11 protein-coding genes are annotated in these 16,695 nt (G+C 52.8%); 4 read left to right on the top strand and 7 right to left on the bottom strand.

Going from position 1 to position 16,695, the window contains the following annotated elements; genetic code table 11:
• The first annotated feature begins 242 nt into the window (after positions 1 to 242).
• From NDA02_RS09160 to NDA02_RS09145, 4 genes are all read left to right on the top strand, one after another.
• Complete coding sequence (locus tag NDA02_RS09160) at positions 243 to 689, top strand: hypothetical protein (RefSeq protein ID WP_190793315.1); 447 nt, start codon at positions 243 to 245, stop codon at positions 687 to 689.
• Positions 649 to 4,404 (top strand): response regulator, encoded by a 3,756-nt coding sequence (locus tag NDA02_RS09155; protein ID WP_199296704.1) that lies wholly within the window; start codon positions 649 to 651, stop codon positions 4,402 to 4,404. Before NDA02_RS09160 ends, NDA02_RS09155 begins: the two co-directional genes overlap by 41 nt.
• 214 nt (positions 4,405 to 4,618) lie before the next feature.
• Positions 4,619 to 6,811, top strand: coding sequence for a response regulator (locus NDA02_RS09150; RefSeq protein ID WP_348254831.1), 2,193 nt, complete (start codon positions 4,619 to 4,621; stop codon positions 6,809 to 6,811).
• 317 nt (positions 6,812 to 7,128) lie between these two features.
• The gene (locus NDA02_RS09145; RefSeq protein ID WP_190789737.1) at positions 7,129 to 10,950 is read left to right on the top strand and encodes a response regulator; all 3,822 of its coding nucleotides are present in this window, start codon (positions 7,129 to 7,131) and stop codon (positions 10,948 to 10,950) included.
• Between the two features lie 102 nt (positions 10,951 to 11,052).
• On the opposite strand, the gene NDA02_RS09140 is transcribed toward NDA02_RS09145, so the two are convergent.
• The 7 genes from NDA02_RS09140 to NDA02_RS09110 all read right to left on the bottom strand — a co-directional run bounded on the left by NDA02_RS09140 (position 11,053) and on the right by NDA02_RS09110 (position 16,663).
• On the bottom strand, positions 11,053 to 11,826 hold the full coding sequence (locus NDA02_RS09140; protein WP_348246951.1) for an MBL fold metallo-hydrolase: 774 nt from the start codon (positions 11,824 to 11,826) through the stop codon (positions 11,053 to 11,055).
• A gap of 119 nt (positions 11,827 to 11,945) precedes the next feature.
• Positions 11,946 to 12,554: an aminodeoxychorismate/anthranilate synthase component II gene (locus NDA02_RS09135; protein WP_190791619.1), complete on the bottom strand. Its 609-nt coding sequence runs from the start codon at positions 12,552 to 12,554 to the stop codon at positions 11,946 to 11,948.
• A gap of 39 nt (positions 12,555 to 12,593) precedes the next feature.
• The gene (locus NDA02_RS09130; RefSeq protein ID WP_190791618.1) at positions 12,594 to 13,067 is read right to left on the bottom strand and encodes a diacylglycerol kinase family protein; all 474 of its coding nucleotides are present in this window, start codon (positions 13,065 to 13,067) and stop codon (positions 12,594 to 12,596) included.
• A 174-nt stretch (positions 13,068 to 13,241) separates the two neighbouring features.
• Positions 13,242 to 13,769: an rRNA maturation RNase YbeY gene (gene ybeY, locus NDA02_RS09125; protein WP_190791622.1), complete on the bottom strand. Its 528-nt coding sequence runs from the start codon at positions 13,767 to 13,769 to the stop codon at positions 13,242 to 13,244.
• 72 nt (positions 13,770 to 13,841) lie between these two features.
• On the bottom strand, positions 13,842 to 14,057 hold the full coding sequence (locus NDA02_RS09120; protein ID WP_190791617.1) for a DUF3285 domain-containing protein: 216 nt from the start codon (positions 14,055 to 14,057) through the stop codon (positions 13,842 to 13,844).
• A 3-nt stretch (positions 14,058 to 14,060) separates the two neighbouring features.
• The gene (locus NDA02_RS09115) at positions 14,061 to 14,327 is read right to left on the bottom strand and encodes a hypothetical protein (protein ID WP_190791616.1); all 267 of its coding nucleotides are present in this window, start codon (positions 14,325 to 14,327) and stop codon (positions 14,061 to 14,063) included.
• A gap of 17 nt (positions 14,328 to 14,344) precedes the next feature.
• Positions 14,345 to 16,663 (bottom strand): transglutaminaseTgpA domain-containing protein, encoded by a 2,319-nt coding sequence (locus NDA02_RS09110; RefSeq protein ID WP_190791615.1) that lies wholly within the window; start codon positions 16,661 to 16,663, stop codon positions 14,345 to 14,347.
• Positions 16,664 to 16,695 lie beyond the last annotated feature (32 nt).

Here is a 16,695-nt window from a genome sequence, read left to right as displayed (position 1 = left end):
AAAAAGTTGGGCATTGAAGCGATCCCAGCATTCTTTCAGCTCTTCACTTTCGGTGCTCTAGTTCGTGCCTGTTTTCGCTGCGGCTTGAAACGCTGTGCAGCCTTCAGACTCAGCTACAGCTCTTATTGAAAAATAATTCTTCAAAAATAGTTTAGTTTCAACACTCCTCATCGCATTCAACTCTATATCAACTTTATAAATCTAAATTTTAGAGACTTTGATCTTGCCCAAGTGCGACCAGCATGACTGATTCCCTGAACAATTCTGCCAGACAAACCGCTATTCAAGCATCGCTCCAGCCGCCAACAGAATCGTTGACCGATGTTGGAATCGTTTTGCAGTGGGCAGATGGTCTTTGTTTTCCGACTGGGCACTGGAGCCGATTCAATGTTGGTTCTGAGCTTTTGTTTGCAGCCAGTCAGCTTCAGGAAAATCAAGCTGTTCCTTATGCGATCGTCACGACGTTGGCCCCGATTTATCCGATCAATCAACTAACTAATCAATCAACTAATCAATCAACTAATCAACAGATTGATCAGCTCATTGATCAGCTCATCGATCGCTCAATCCATCAGCAAGCTCTCCAAGCCAGGTTCCAGCGACCCATCCCCAAATCCATCGACGCCAGAGCCGTCATCCCCCCCATCCTTGACCTCATCTGCTCCTCGCCACTCCCGCAAAGCAACTAACTCCACCCTCAACCCCTCAACCCCTCAACCCCTCAACCCCTCCTCCAAAATGCTGCAAACCCGTCAGGGCAACAACTCCTTTTACGCCACGATCGCGCTTGCCCTTGCCATTTCAGCCACGCTGCTCTACCCGGGACTGGCGCAAAATTTATTGAATGCGACTGGATTCATTCCGCACGGTCACTGCTATCTGTGGAAGCCGGAGCTGGTTTGGCTGCACGTTAGCACAGACACAATCATTGGCGTGTGCTATGTGTCAATTTCCTCGACGCTAGCTTACCTGGTTTATCGAACGCGGAAGGAAATCCCTTTTCACTGGATGTTTCTGGTGTTTGGGGCGTTTATTATTGCCTGTGGCACAACGCACTTTGTGGAGGTCATCACGCTCTGGCATCCTATCTACTGGCTATCGGGTGACGTGAAGCTGATTACTGCGCTGGCTTCGGTCTCTGCTGCGCTAACGCTGCCGCCACTGGTTCCCAAGGTGGAGGGTTTGCTGGCAACACTGAAGCTGGCAGAAGAACGTCGTCAGCAGCTTGAACTGGCAAAACAGAGCGACGAAGAGCAAACCTGGCTCAAGACCAACGTGGCAGACCTGACCCGAATGCTGCAAGGACAGCGCAATCTAACCAACGCTGCTTCCCTGATCCTGACGCGGATCTGTTCGCTCTTAGAGGCTCAGCAGGGCGTGTTTTATTGGCTTGATCGCAGTGCCAACCCTCCGATGCTGGAGCAACTCAGCCAATATGCAACGCCAGAATCAGCTCAGTTAAAGCCTCGCTTGCATTTAGGGGAAGGCTTGATCGGGCAATGCGCGATCGATCAAAAACCGTATTTGCTCAGCAATGTGCCCAGCGAGTATGTGCGAATCGGGTCGGGCTTGGGCGATGCGGCTCCGCGTCATTTGATCGTGCTGCCAATTTTGTTTGAAACGCAGGTGGTGGCAGTGATCGAGCTGGCTTCGCTAAAGCCGTTTAGCGAATTGTCGTTCCAGTTTCTGAATGAATCCTGTGATTTGCTCGGTGTGGTGCTGACAACGATCGCCGCAACGGCTCGCACCACAGACTTACTGATGCAATCCCAGTCGTTAACCGAGGAACTTCAGCAGCAGCAAGCTGAACTCCAGGAAACCAACTGCCGCCTAGAAGAACAGGCAAACGAACTCCAGCGATCGGAGGCACAGCTTCGAGAACAGCAGGAAGAATTGCAGCAAACCAACGAGCAGTTGCAGCAGCTCAATCTGGAGCTAGAAGAGAAAGCCAATCAGCTTAAGGAACGCAATCGCGAAGTCGAGCGCAAAAATCGGGAGGTGGAACACGCGCGGCAGGCACTCGAAGAAAAAGCTACCCAGCTTGCTCTGAGTTCGCGCTATAAGTCAGAATTTCTGGCGAATATGTCGCATGAACTGCGAACCCCACTCAACAGCTTGTTGATTCTTGCCAATTTGCTGAGCCAGAACCGCGATCGAAATTTGACGGAAAAGCAAATCGAATACAGTCAAACTATCTATGCGGCGGGGAATGATTTGCTGGATCTGATTAATGATATTCTCGATCTCGCCAAAATTGAATCGGGCAAACTGTCGATCGAGCCGCAGATCGTTCTGTTTACCGAGCTAAAAACCTCGCTGGAAAACATCTTTAATCAGGTAGCGCATACCAAAGGACTGGATTTCGCGATCGCCCTCGATCCCCAATTGCCGACCTCCTTCATCACCGATTCAAAACGGCTACAACAAATTCTCAGAAACCTGCTGTCGAATGCGTTTAAGTTCACGGCAAGCGGCAGCGTCACCCTGAGCATGATCCCGGTTACACCCGATCCCAGCTTGAACGAACGATCGCTTGTCGTTGCGTTTTCAGTCACCGATACGGGAATCGGCATTTCCCCAGAGAAACAGGTGGCAATCTTTGAGGCATTTCAGCAGGCAGATGGAACCACCAGCCGTAAATATGGCGGTACCGGACTAGGACTCTCGATCAGTCGGGAACTCGCGCATCTGCTAGGCGGACAGCTCACCGTCAAAAGCCAGGAAGGACAGGGCAGCACGTTCACGGTATATTTGCCCAGCTACGACACGCTTTATTCTGCTGCGATCGAAGTATCATCAAAAACTACATCAGAATCATCAGAAAACTCATCAGAGCTGCCATCAAGAGATGTATTTCAGGAATCATCCCAGGAATCCTCGATAACGAAACAAATGTTGATCGATCGCATGAGCGATCCGATCGCTCCAAATCGTTCGGAATACGCTGTAAATGGCTCAGCAAATGTTGTGAATCGTTCTGATTATTTCAGCGGCAATAACAACGGCAATATTAATGGGGATATCAATGGGAATAACAACGGCAATATTAATGGGAGTATCAAAGGTTATACGAACGGCGATTCTCTAGCTGATCATGCCATTGAGGACGATCGGGCGGATCTTCAGTCTGGAGATAACGTGTTGCTGATCATTGAAGACGATTTAAACTTTGCCCATAGCCTGCTTCAGATCGCGCACCAGCAGGGCTTTAAGGGCTTGGTTTCAACGCGCAGCGATACCGGACTGGAGCTAGTGCGGCATATTCAGCCTGTGGCAATTATGCTGAATATTCGTTTGGCAGATGGCTGGGGCTGGCAATTGCTGGAGCAGCTCAAAAGCAATGCCCAAACCAGAGGCATTCCCGTTTATGTGCTTTCAGTAGATGATCATCTAGAGCGCAGTTTGCAGCTTGGAGCCGTTGCCTATTTGCAAAAACCTGTCACACCAGAGTCACTGAATGACACCTTTTCAGCCTTGCGGCAGTTTATGGAACAGCAGGTTAAACAGCTTCTTGTGGTTGAAGACGATCGCACTCAGGCACAAACCATTTGCGAGCTGCTCGGGCAAAACAGCCTGCAGCCCACGATCGCCGCATCAGGGGCGCAGGCACTCGACTTCCTGCAGTCGGGCGAGTTTGACTGTGCCGTGCTGGATCTCATCCTGCCGGACATGAATGGATTTGATTTGCTGGAGCAGATCAAAGAGGCTTATCCTACTCTGCCGATCGTGGTTTATACCGGAAAGGAACTCACGCTAGAAGAAGAAACCCACCTGAAGCGATTCACCGAAACGATCATCATTAAAGACGTTCGATCGCTAGAGCGGTTATTCGATGAGATAATGCTCTTTCTGTATCAGGTGCAAACGCGATCGTCTCAACAAACATCACCAATTTCATCACCATTGTTACCGTCGCCATCATTAGCATCGCCACTGTCAATGTCAGTACCGTCTCCGTCAATTCAGACGAACGCTGCAAGTCGTGCTTCTGAAGGTAATCCAAACCGCTTGGCTGCTAGGGATGCAGTGTTGGCAGGCAAAAAAGTGCTGATTATCGATGATGATGTGCGCAATATTTTTGCAATTACCAGTTTGCTAGAAGAATACGACGTGGAAGTGTTGTACGCGGAAAATGGTCAGGCTGGTCTGCATGTGCTGAATCAGCATCCGGAAATTCATCTGGTCCTGATGGATGTGATGATGCCCAAAATGGATGGTTATGAGGCAACCCGCGCAATTCGATCGCAAAATGCCTTTCGATCACTGCCGATTATTGCCCTGACCGCCAAAGCCATGCAAGGCGATCGAGAAAAATGTCTGGAAGTGGGAGCATCAGACTACATCACAAAGCCTGTGAATCCTGACCAGCTCATTTCGCTGCTGCGGGTTTGGCTTTATGGTTGATATTAAGGTTAATATTTAGGGTTGATGGAAGGGGTTAGAGCATGGTTTAGAAGCTCTGCGAAGAGTAGCTTAATCGGGTTCAATCCTCCTCAATCCCTCTTGAAAAGCAGAACTAAGAATGGTTCGGTTCCCGCCTTTCGCAGGGGGCTAGGGGAGATCAAAAGCATTTGAAACATGCTCTGGGGAAAAGCGATCGCGTTTTGCGGAAAACCTTATGCAGTCAGATTTTACGGTCAATATTCTTCTTGTAGACGATCACCCGGAGAACCTGCTGTCGCTGGAGGCTATTCTGGAACCGCTAGGCGCGAATTTAGTGCGATCGAATTCGGGTGAGGAGGCTCTGCGGGTTTTGCTCGAACGAGACTTTGCCCTGATTTTGCTCGATGTGCAAATGCCAAGAATGGATGGGTTTGAGACGGCAAGCCTGATTCGCCAACGTCGGCGATCGCGCCAAACGCCGATTATTTTTCTGACGGCATTTAGTGCCACTTCTGAGATGCTGTCGAAAGGCTATTCGCTGGGAGCGGTGGACTATTTACACAAACCGATCGATCCGGTCATGCTTTTATCGAAGGCAACGGTATTCGTCGATCTGTTCAAAAAAACGCAGGCAATTCAGCAGCAAAGCCTTGTGCTCGAACGCCAGGCTGCCCAACTCGCAACGGCAAACACCCAGCTTAGACAAAGCGAAGAACAGTTTCGGCTGCTGAGCGAAGGTTCACCGATTGGCATTTTCTTAACGAACCCCGCTGGAACATTGACCTACACCAATCCGCGCTTCGATGCGATCTGCGGCATCAGTGCCCCTGCTTCGCTGCAAGTCGATTTGCTGCAAACGATCCACCCTGAAGATCGATCGCCCATGACAGCACAATGGATGGCTTACCTGAGCGGCGAGCAGGAATTGTCAGCCGAATTCCGATTGCTCAATCCAGACCTGCACTGGATTAATCTTCGATCGCGCCCTCTGTATTCAAAGCAGCATTCAGAGCAGCGTTCAGGGCAGTCATTTTCAGAACAGCGTGAACTGCTCGGACATTTAGGCACGATCGAAGACATCACCGAGCGCAAACAGGCAGAAGCGATACGCGCCGAAATGATTCGAGCACAAATTGCCCGCCAGGAAGCCGAAGCCATTAACCGCATGAAAGACGAATTTCTGGCAGTGCTGTCCCACGAGCTTCGCACGCCGCTCAACGCCATGCTAGGCTGGGCAAAAATCCTGAGCGATAGCTTTGTTCCACAGAGCGTTCGTCGTCTAGATGAAGCAACCGTCGCTCGTGGCTTAAGCATTATCCAGCGCAACGCCCAGTCCCAAACCCAGCTCATTGAAGATTTGCTCGATGTTTCGCGCATTATTCAGGGCAAATTCTCCCTGAAAATGGCCCCAATCCAGCTTCCGCCCGTGATTGAAGCGGCGATCGAATCTGTGCGTCCGCAGGCACAAGCCAAAGCCATACATCTCCCGGTTCACCTCACGCTTGACGAAATTCAAGTGATGGGGGATGCCGTCCGCTTACAGCAGGTCGTTCTAAACCTCCTCTCCAACGCGATCAAATTTACGCCCGATGGCGGCAAAGTCAAGGTGGAATTAGAACGAGTCGAGGAGGAAGATTGGGAGATCGGGAGATCGGGAGATCGGGAGGTGGAAAGTCATGAACTTGGCTCAACCGCTGACCCAATTTTCTCTCACCCCTCACCCCCTCCACTCCTTTGCCCTTACGCTCAAATCACCATCACCGATACAGGCATCGGCATTGCCCCCGACTTCCTGCCCCACGTCTTCGATCGCTTTAGGCAGGCAGATAGCTCCACGACGCGATCTTATACGGGGTTGGGGCTAGGGTTGGCGATCGTGCGACATTTGGTTGAGCTGCATGGCGGGGTGGTGCAGGTAGAAAGTGAAGGCATCGATCGAGGAGCGGTGTTTACGGTTGGGCTGCCGCTGCATCAGGCGATCGATTATCAAAAGGACACTTTAGAAGCAGTTTCACCGATCGAAGCGGGAATTGCCGGACAAAAAATTTTGCTGGTCGATGACGAAGCCGATAGCCGCGAGTTGCTGGCGTTTATGCTGGAGCAGCAGGGCGCAGTGGTAACAGTTGCTGAGAGTGCCGCGCAAGCGATTGCGGCTTTAGAAGTTCAGCCATTCAACGGTTTGATCAGCGATATCAGTATGCCGAACTTAGATGGCTATAATCTGATCCAGAAAGTTCGATCGCTTCAGGACAATCTGAATGCAGGCATTCCCGCAATTGCGCTTACTGCCCACGCCAGCGAAGCCGATCAACAGCGTGTTCTTGCGGCTGGATTTCAGGCTCACGTTGCAAAACCGATCGAGCCAGAACAATTTTTGGAAACCCTTGTGGATCTCCTTCGTCCTCAATCCGGAAATTGCGGTCGCTAACTTATTACTCAAGGAATATTAGCGACTCATCCTTAGGGTGTATTCTCATCTTAGAAGAATGATTGTTCCGCTGTTTTAGGAACCGATGGGATGAGTAGAACTAGGATTGACAGAATGATGAATTAGATGATGAATTCGCGAAATCTACATCAATTCGCATAGTTTACTAAATTAACAGCTCAGTTGCTGAATGGGTTTTGTCGCTGTCTTCCCGATCGCCGCCAAGGAGTCCTGTGTCCTGATTTCGACCCGCCTTAAACCACCCGTGGCAGATGCTTTAGACCCATCGTGACTTAATCTTTTCCCGGAAAATCTCTATGGCAGTCCCCCCCTGCACCGTCCTCATTGTTGAAAACTTTCTGCCAGACCGAGAACTCTATCGCCGCTCTCTGCTTACCGATACAAGCTGCGGTTATCGTTTGCTAGAAGTGGATACGGCAATGGAGGGGCTGGAGCTGTGCCGCACCGAATCAATCGACGCAATTTTGCTGGACTATTTGCTGCCCGATTGCGATGGGCTGGAGTTTCTGCAAGCCCTGCATGCCCAAAATAGCGAAGACAGTCCGCCTGTGGTGATCGTCACCGGACAAGGCGATGAAAGTATTGCGGTGCAGGCACTCAAGCTGGGGGCGGAAGATTATCTGGTGAAGCGTCGGCTCACGCCCGATCTGCTGCGGCTCACGGTGCGAAGCGCGATCGAAAATGCCCGACTGCGGCTCCAACTGCGCGAGAGTGACGATCGGTTTCGGGTGTCGATCGAAAATATGCTCGACTGCTTTGGCATCTTTTCAGCCATTCGAGACAGCGGGGGGCAGATCCTTGATTTTCAGATTAGTTATCTGAATGCCGCTGCTTTGCAAAACCATCAAATGACTACCGCAGGCATCAATGTAAAACTGGGTGAAGTGCTGCCCGCCACTCGAGAAACGGGGCAGTTTGACCAGTATTGTCGCGTCGTGGAAACCGGAGAACCGCTCGTCAAAGAAGAACTGACCTACATCGATGGCTTTGGCACACCGTTGCTGTATCGTGCCTTTGATATCCGTGCCAGCAAATTTAATGATGGCTTTGTTGCCTCCTGGCGCGATGTCACTGCTCGAAAACAGGCAGAACTGGAGCGGCAGCAGCAGCTTGAGCGAGAGCAAATTGTCCATCAAATCACGCAGCAAATTCGCCAATCGCTGGATCTGAAGGACGTGCTGCATACGGCGGTTACTGAAGTTCGCGAGTTTCTCAGCACCGATCGCGCCTTTATTTATCGCTTTAACCCCGACTTTAGTGGCACGATCGTGGTGGAGTCGGTCAGCAATGGGCTGCCTGCGGCGATCGGTGCCCGCGTACAAGATACCTACTTCCTCGAAACCCACGGTGAAGACTATCGCCAGGGCAGAATTCAGGTGGTCGAAGATATCTACACCGCAGGGCTAACAGACTGTCATGTTGAAATGCTGGTGCAGTTTCAGATCCGGGCAAATCTGATTGTGCCAATTTTACAGGGAGAGCAGCTCTGGGGCTTGCTGGTGTTGAGTCAGTGCGCCTGTCCGCGTCAATGGCAACCCGTCGAAATCGATCTGCTCCGGCAAATTGCCGCTCAGCTTGGCATTGCGCTAAAACAGGCAGAGCTGTACGAGCAGGCACGGGCAGAACTGACAGAACGCCAGCGAGCAGAATCTGCCCTTCAGCAAAGCCACGATCGCTTTGAGCTAGCGGCGGCGGCGGTCAATTGCCTGATTTATGACTGGGATTTACAGTGCAATCGCGTCGAGCGTACCCAGGGACTCTACGAAGTCACCGGATATCTGCTGGAAGAGGCTGATCCGTCTCCTGAGTGGTGGCTTGACCTGATCCACCCGGACGATCGCCCCAAGAAAAACGATGAAAGCGTGTTTTCAGACCTGGCAAAGCTCGGTCGCTACTGCAATGAATACCGTGTCCTGCACAAAAACGGGCGTTATCTCTGGGTCGAGGACTGGGGCACGGTTCTCAAAGACGATTCTGGGCAACCCGTTCGGATCGTCGGCAGCACCAGAGCGATTCACAAACGCAAACTCACCGAACAACGTCTGCACCAGTCTGAGGAGCAGTTACAGCTCGGGGTGCAGGTGGCAGGGGTTGCCCTCGTTCGATTTGACTACGCGACCGATCGCGCCAGGCTCTCTTCCGAAGCATCAGCCATGTTTGGCATTCCTGCTGAAGAGACTCTAATCGCCGACGACCTCGTAGTGAGTATCGATCGGCTGTATGCCGTCTTCCACCCCAGAGAACGCAGAGAACTGCTGGAAATGATACAGCAAGTGCTTGATCCGGCAGGGAAAGGCTATCTCGCCCACGAGCATCGTGTCCTTTGGCAAACCGGGGAAGTGCGCTGGCTGAGCATTCGCAAACAGGTCTTCTTTGATCGATCGACTCAGCCTCCTCGTCCTGATTACGGCATTCTGGCAGCGATCGACATCACCGAACGCAAACGGGCTGAAGCAACCGTTCAAGCGCAGCTCGCCCAGATTGAAGCCATTTATGCGACTGCCCCGATCGGACTGTGCTTTTTAGACCGGGAGCGGCGGTTTGTGCAGCTTAATGAGCGATTGGCAGAAATGAATGGGCTGTCGGTTTCTGACCATTTGGGACGAACTATTCGAGAACTTTTACCAGAATTGGCAGAAGTTCAGGAGCCAATTTTTGAACAAGTGCTGCAAACGGGTGTCCCGGTTCTAGATGTTGAAGTTCAGGGCACAACCCCAGCACAGCCAGGAATCGAGCGCCATTGGCTGGTCAGCTACTACCCGCTAATCGCAGCAGCAGGGCGAGTGCTCGGCATCAACATCATGGTGCAGGAAATTACCGGGCGCAAGCGCGTCGAGGATGAACGCAAACGAGCTGAACTTGAACGCGATCGACTGCTGGCAGAAGCCGAAGCCGCAAACCGCAGCAAAGACGAATTTGTCGCCCTCGTTGCCCACGAACTGCGATCGCCGCTCAATGCAATTTTAGGCTGGGCAAAACTAATGCAAACGCGCCGTCTCGACCCCGCAACAACCGCTAAAGCCTTGGAGACGATCGCCCGCAATACGCAGGCGCAAGTCCAACTTGTCGAAGACCTGCTCGATGTCTCCCGCATGGTGCGCGGCACACTCAAACTAACGCTGGCATCGGTCAATCTGCTCGAAGTGATGGAAGCTGCGATCGAAACCGTCCGCCCCCTGGCTGAAACCAAACCGCTCCAGCTCAAAATGCAGCTCGACAAAACTGCCCCCATCTCCGGCGACTTCAACCGCCTCCAGCAAATTGTCCTCAACCTGTTAACTAACGCGATCAAATTCACTCCACAAGGAGGCAGCGTTGAGGTGAGATTAGAGCAGGTTGGGAAGAGGCATGAAGAGATAAGCAGTCGTGCAGCAAGCAACATTGCCGATCAAACCTCTGCTAACGCCTTACCCCTCACCCCCTCGCTTCCTCACTCCTACGCCCAAATCACCATCACTGACACAGGCATTGGCATCGCCCCCGACTTCCTGCCTCAAGTGTTTCAGCGATTCTGTCAGGATTCGCAGAATGTGAACGCGAAAGAAGGGCTAGGCTTGGGCTTGGCGATCGTCAAATATCTGGTTGAGCTGCACGGTGGTACGGTCACGGTCGCCAGCGGTGGAAAAGGGCAGGGGACAACGTTTGTTGTGAGGCTGCCGCTTCTGAAACGTGAGAACGATCTAGGAGCAGAAGAAAACTTGGAGCAAGTCCCTCTTGCTTCTGATGGGTCGCTGGCAGGTGTGCGGGTGCTGCTGGTGGATGACCAGCCCGATATGCTGGACTTAACCACCTTTGCCCTAGAGGAGTATGGCGCGATTGTGGAAACAGCAAGCAGTGCGACGACAGCACTTGAGAAACTGCCGCAGTTTAAACCGCAGATTTTGCTCAGCGATATTGCTATGCCCCAACAAGATGGTTACGGGCTACTGCAACAGGTGCGATCGATCTATCCCGAAGGACAAATTCCGGCGATCGCCCTGACTGCTTATGCCAGCTACACGCGGCGCGAGGCAGCCTTTCGGGCGGGTTTTCAGGAGTATCTCACCAAACCCCTCGAGCCTGAGCAATTAGTCAGCACCATTCAGGCTTTAATCAAGCATTCTGGGTTCAATTCATGACGTAGGCAAGGCAGCCTCAGCCAGAGCAACCCCTTCCGGCGATCGTTCTGAGTGCCTTTGCCTACCACCAAAGATCAGCAGTGGGCGATCGAATCTGACGACTCAAAACGCATAGCTCAAAACCTGAATCTCGGTTCCTTCTGCGGGTAAATTGCCCGATCGCAGCGTCACGCTGTCACTGCCGACCCGTCGCACCGTTGCACCCTGAACCAAGTTCAGGAAATTGTCGATCGGCAGAATATCGCAGTTTGCCGCATCCGCTGCCTGCGTCCGATACTGGGTGGGAATCACAATTTTGGGGTTAAGCCGCTGAATCGCCGCCTGCGCCTCTTCGGGGGTAAACACTTTAGGACCATTGCCGATCGGAACCATTGCCACATCGGGACGACCCATAAGAATTTGCTGCTCGGTGGTAATCGGAGCCGCCGCGCCGCCCAAGTGCAGCACATTTACCCCGCCCTGTCGCCATCGCCACACCACGTTCGTGCCAAAGCGTCTGCCGCCTAAATCATCGTGCGGTGTCCGAATGCCCTGAAGCTGAAGTCCGCGAAACTCAAATACGCCCGGTTCAAACAGCACACGCGGGTTTCCGGGCAGCCCATCGACGACCCCTTCATCTAGCAGACGGCTACTAATCAGCACCAGATCCGCCTCCACTTGCGGAGCACGGTAGCCCGCCGTACAACCGATCGGACGAAATGGATTGACCAGAATTCGCAGCCCGGTCCCGCTGAACAAAAAGCAGCTATGGCCCAGCCACCGAACCGATAAACTCTCTGCCCCCTGAGCTAGCCCCGGTGAAACTTTCCCGATCGCCCCCAGCCCTGCCGTCGCCAACCCTGCAGCCGCAGACTGTATAAACTGTCGTCGCTTCATAAATTCCTCACTCCAAAACGCGCTGGGGCTGCTGACGGGCAAATCCCTGCAAGCCATTTAACCACAGCGAGCTCCCAGACGGAAACCGATGTGAACCAGTTTCCGCGATAGCGGAATTGCTATACCCCCACCGCGACCCGATCGATCGATTTGAGGAAATTCTTTAGCAGAGCCTTGCCCGATCCAGTCAGCACGCTTTCCGGGTGAAACTGCACGCCTTGCAGATGAGGATAGTCACGATGGCGCACTCCCATGATCGTTCCGTCTTCGACCCATGCAGTGATTTCTAGCTCTGGCGGGCAGGTGGTGCGATCGATAATCAGGCTGTGGTAGCGCGTAGCGGTAAAGGGATTCTCCAGTCCCTCAAACACGCCAACGCCCGTGTGATAGACCGGGGAGGTTTTGCCATGCATCAGTTCCGGGGCAGCGGTAATCTTGCCATGATGCACATAGCCAATCCCCTGATGACCCAGGCACACGCCCAGCACAGGCAGCTTAGAACCCAAAACCCGAATCACCTCTAGCGATACGCCTGAGTCTTCAGGGCGACCCGGACCCGGCGAAATCACAATGCCGTCTGGCTGAAGCTGCTCGATTTCTGCCAGGGAAATTTTGTCGTTGCGATACACCCGAATGTCTGCGGCGACCAGATGTTCTGCCCCCAGTTCTCCCAGATACTGCACCAGGTTGTAGGTAAAGCTGTCGTAATTATCGATTACAAGAAGCATGGTAGATCGAGAAGCGAGGGGGAATAGGGAATTAGAAAATTAATTAGGGAATTCGGGGAGGGAGATGGTCGATCGCACCACTTCCAGCAGCGGGGGCAACAGCAGCGATCCTGCCACAATGACTGCCGCAAGCGCGGAAACTAGAACTGCACCTGCCGCACAGTCTTTAGCAATCTTAGCGAGTTCGTGATAGGTCTGTCTGACAGTGAGATCTACCACGGATTCGATCGCTGTATTCAGCAGCTCCATCGTCAACACCACACCGCTCGTCAAGCCAATGATTGCAATTTCAACCCGGCTCAAACCCAGGAGAATGCTGAGCAGGAGCGCGACCGTGCCCATTGCCAGGTGAATCCGAAAGTTGCGCTGCGTTTGAAAGGTATAGCTCAAGCCCGCCCAGGCATAGCGAAAACTCACAAACAAGTTGGATGCCACCCGCCAGGAAAGCGATCGGTTCGGGGAAGGTTTCACCGATTGACGGGGTGGAGCTTCGGTAGATAGGTTTTGAGTCATAAAGGCGGCTGGGCAATGAGCGTGTCAAGAATAGCGTAGGTCAGAAGAAGCATTTGCAGTGTAATCAGGGACGCATATCCACAAGTTTTCCTATGCATGGGCTGAGCGAATGGTTTGACGGTAATCGATCTCGCTGCAGGATGGCATCCCCCCAACTGGGCTTGAGCTAAATCTTCACGATCGGGCTGTTTTTTCCTGGGCTTTTCCCTGCCACTCTGGGGTAATCTGCACCCTTTGAAGCAGAGTGTCCTGCTGGTCGAGCATTTGCTGAAGGCTTTCCTCATCGGGGTGATCCCACCCTACTAGATGCAACAGCCCGTGAGCGGCTAGCCACGACAATTCGTAAGCAAGAGAATGTCCTCGCTCTTGTGCTTGTGCGGCTGCCGTCTCGACTGAAATAATAATGTCCCCAAGGTAGAGCGGCATCGCTGCCTGCATCTCTTCTGATTGGGGATAGTCTACCTCCAGCGCAGCAAATGCCAGTACATCAGTCGGCTGATCTTTCTGGCGATATTGCGCGTTTAAGGTCTGAATTTCGGCATCATCCGTCAGGCGCAGGCTCAGCTCATAGGCAAACCGGGGCGGTAGATCTGCCTGGAGGCAACTGAGCCACTGCGAAAACCATTTCTCCCAAGTTAATTCGGCAATGGGAGCCGTTTCATCGTCAAAATAAGCATCCTGAACGCTCACTTCGATCGCCATCTCCCCTCCCATGCTTCCTAAAACTGCTTCATCTGGGGAGCTGCTGGATAAATTTTCCGTCATGCGCTGCTCCTAGCGCGTTAGATAGGCAAGACCGACCAGCACGGTCAGTAAGCCGACCGTTGTCAGGGCAAAGTGATAAATCGATGTGCCCCGCTTTCGCACCATGTTTCGCATTGCCAGCTTCACATAGCTTGGCTGTGGCTTTATTGCCGGAACTGCTGCCGCGCTATCTTCGGTGTTAGCGGGGGAATGAACGCTGGCATTAACTTCAGAAGGCTGATTCATAACTCAAGCCGCTTTGTCGGCATCGACAGGTTTATTGTCTCGTTGCTGCTTACCGCTTTGCAGGTAGGCTAGTCGCTCCTTCGCAGACCGGAAGATAGGGTCATCCGTTACGAGTAGAGGCTTTATTACTGGAAGTGGCTTCCTGCGTGAATTATAGCTTACCGACGATCGCTGCTTCATGCCGATCGCTTTGCGGTCAAACCTGCTGAAACCAGAGCCGTGGGAGAACGAGTTAAACCCGGTTTGCTGGCTTGAGTCACTTGGCGACATCAGCGATCGCTTGAGGATTAGGGTCGCCCCAATTTACGCTGCATCTGTCGGAGACACTGCTTGAGATAAGGCAAATTAGGAGTTTCTCCACCGTATCGCCAGCACACATAAGCCTCGGTAATTTCTTCGATCGCTTTTGCCCGGTCGAGCGAATAGCGGCTGTGGCAGGCGTGAGCATATTCTAGGGGCGTTTGGGCGATCGGCTTGCGAAATCCCTGATGGTCGAGCCAGCGCAGCATTTGCTGATAAATTGCTTCCATCGGCGGCAAACGCTTGAGCCAGCGTTGATATCGCCACTGCTGCCAGCCCTGCCAGAGTAGCCAACCCAGAAAACCAAGTCCGGTCAGGAGTCCTGCACCCAGCAATAACCCAAGCCAGCCTTGCGTAAATAGTCCCATCATCCAGCCGATCGCCCATCCAGCAATTCTCATGAACCATTCAAAAACACCGTTGAGCCAGCCTGTGAGCGGCGAAGGTAGCCATCCGGCGATCCAGTTCCAGAACTGCTGCAACACGCCAAACACGCTGGATTCTTCGATCGATGGCGGAACCAGCGGATGTCCGGGAATCGGGTCAAAGCTGAACCAGCCGAATTTGTGAAAATACACTTCGGTCATGGCGTGAGCATCGGTGTTGCGAACCACATAGTATCCGGTCAAGGGATTGAATTTTCCCGGAGAAAAGCCCACCACTAATCGAGCCGGAATGCCGATCGATCGCAGCATCACTGTTAGCGTTGTCGCAAAGTGATCGGGATAGCCGCCCTCGTACTTGAATAAAAAGGCTTCTGCTAGATCTTCCCCATCCGCCAGAAACGGCAAATCCGGCTGAATGCGGTAGTTTTGCTTGAGATACTGCGTCAGGAACAGCGTCTTTTCGTAGGAAGCGGTTAAGGGTTTTGGCGATCGTGCCAGAATTGCCTCTGTTTTTTGACGAATTTGCCTGGCTACAGCCGCAGGGAGCTGCATATAGTTTTCTAGTTCGCCGGGATAGTTCCCAGGTGCCGACTGCAGCCGAGTTCGATCGCGATAAGGCACGGCTGAAATAACGGTGTAAGTCAGCCCTTCAGATAAGGGAACGGGCGATCGCAGTCCACTTTCTCGATCGATCGCAACTTGATTGGTCGGAAAGTACAGTTCTTTCACTTCATACAGTGCCGGAATCAAATTGGGCAGATCGGCAACCACCGTGTAGGACTGCACCACTTCCCGAGTCCGATTTAGCGTCACTGACCACGGCAAGTTAAAACGAAACGTCCAGCTCGGACGCTCGACCTGCTGGATGTCTGCGTCTTGATTGCGCGAAATTTCCCAGCCCTGCCCGCTATAGCGATCAAACGCCAGCACCCGCCAGAAGCCCGGAGCCTGCGATCGAATTCGCATTACCACCTGCGGCTGCATCATGCCGCGCAGATTTTGATTGATTTTGGAATTGAAGCCGTAATAAGACTGGGGGTTAACTGTGCCTGCGCCTTCGGTGGGAGCCAGTCCGCCTGACCCGTTATTTCCTTTTTCTTCTCCTGCTTCTGGCGATCGTCCGGGCTGCACATAGCCGGAATTGATAATTTGGCTCTGCTTGAACTCTTCTTGAAGCGAGATCGGCGCACTCACCGGAAATGTGCGAATTTGATAGCCGGGAAAGCGCGGCAGCAACAGAAAAATTCCCAGTCCCAAACCCAGTACTGCCAGCAGCACCCATCCCATGCGTTTTGGAGCCAGATCCGCCCGAACTCGATTCAGCGTGGGAGTTACCAAGCCGATTTGCGATCGATAGTTGAGGATCAGCACCGGAACCGCCAGCCCCAGAAACAGCAGCAGCACAGGCGCAAATGCCAGCGTTTGGCTCAGGGTCGCCGCGACCCCAATCAAAATCAGTCCGATCACTGCTGAATAGCCCAAATCCTTCCGACGGGGCGTATCAAAGCTGTGAAACACCTGGAGATGAATCAGCAGCGTTGCCAGCGCGATCCGCGTATCGTTGCGCTCCACCCAGATCCGCATAAAAAAGATCGCTAGAGCCACCAGCATCCCGATCGCAATACAAAACTTCACCGGAATATTGCGTTTTCGGCGGTGATAGTGGCTCCAAACCGCTCCCACCACACTGACCGGAACTGCCCACAGGCTCAAACCCTGAGCATCGGTACTGTCTGCAGCAGCCACATCGATCGCCACAATACCCACCGTAACAAGCCCCTGGATCAGCACCCGCAGCGGAATTGAATCTTCTGGTTCCGGTAAAGGCTGAGACTCGATCCGCTGCCAAATCTGACGGAGCAGCGGCAGCTTCAGAATCGGATTGAGAGAGGCTTGAGATTTCCGGGCAGGAGAAGACATAAACCGCGATCGCAATTTTCGCTTCTATGCTA

It is taken from the genome of Leptolyngbya sp. ST-U4 (assembly GCF_039962215.1).
GTDB lineage: Bacteria > Cyanobacteriota > Cyanobacteriia > Elainellales > Elainellaceae > Leptolyngbya_A.
The sequence above is the reverse complement of the archived record's forward strand: the minus strand, read 5'-3'. Positions and strand labels throughout refer to the sequence as shown.

Bases quoted from the DNA above. Each gene is read 5' to 3' on its own strand.
- NDA02_RS09145 (WP_190789737.1), top strand. From the start codon at position 7,129: ATGGCAGTCCCCCCCTGCACCGTCCTCATTGTTGAAAACTTTCTGCCA.
- NDA02_RS09115 (WP_190791616.1), bottom strand. From the start codon at position 14,327: ATGTCGCCAAGTGACTCAAGCCAGCAAACCGGGTTTAACTCGTTCTCC.
- NDA02_RS09130 (WP_190791618.1), bottom strand. From the start codon at position 13,067: ATGACTCAAAACCTATCTACCGAAGCTCCACCCCGTCAATCGGTGAAA.
- NDA02_RS09140 (WP_348246951.1), bottom strand. From the start codon at position 11,826: ATGAAGCGACGACAGTTTATACAGTCTGCGGCTGCAGGGTTGGCGACG.
- NDA02_RS09120 (WP_190791617.1), bottom strand. From the start codon at position 14,057: ATGAATCAGCCTTCTGAAGTTAATGCCAGCGTTCATTCCCCCGCTAAC.
- NDA02_RS09135 (WP_190791619.1), bottom strand. From the start codon at position 12,554: ATGCTTCTTGTAATCGATAATTACGACAGCTTTACCTACAACCTGGTG.
- NDA02_RS09110 (WP_190791615.1), bottom strand. From the start codon at position 16,663: ATGTCTTCTCCTGCCCGGAAATCTCAAGCCTCTCTCAATCCGATTCTG.
- NDA02_RS09160 (WP_190793315.1), top strand. From the start codon at position 243: ATGACTGATTCCCTGAACAATTCTGCCAGACAAACCGCTATTCAAGCA.
- NDA02_RS09150 (WP_348254831.1), top strand. From the start codon at position 4,619: ATGCAGTCAGATTTTACGGTCAATATTCTTCTTGTAGACGATCACCCG.
- ybeY (WP_190791622.1), bottom strand. From the start codon at position 13,769: ATGGCGATCGAAGTGAGCGTTCAGGATGCTTATTTTGACGATGAAACG.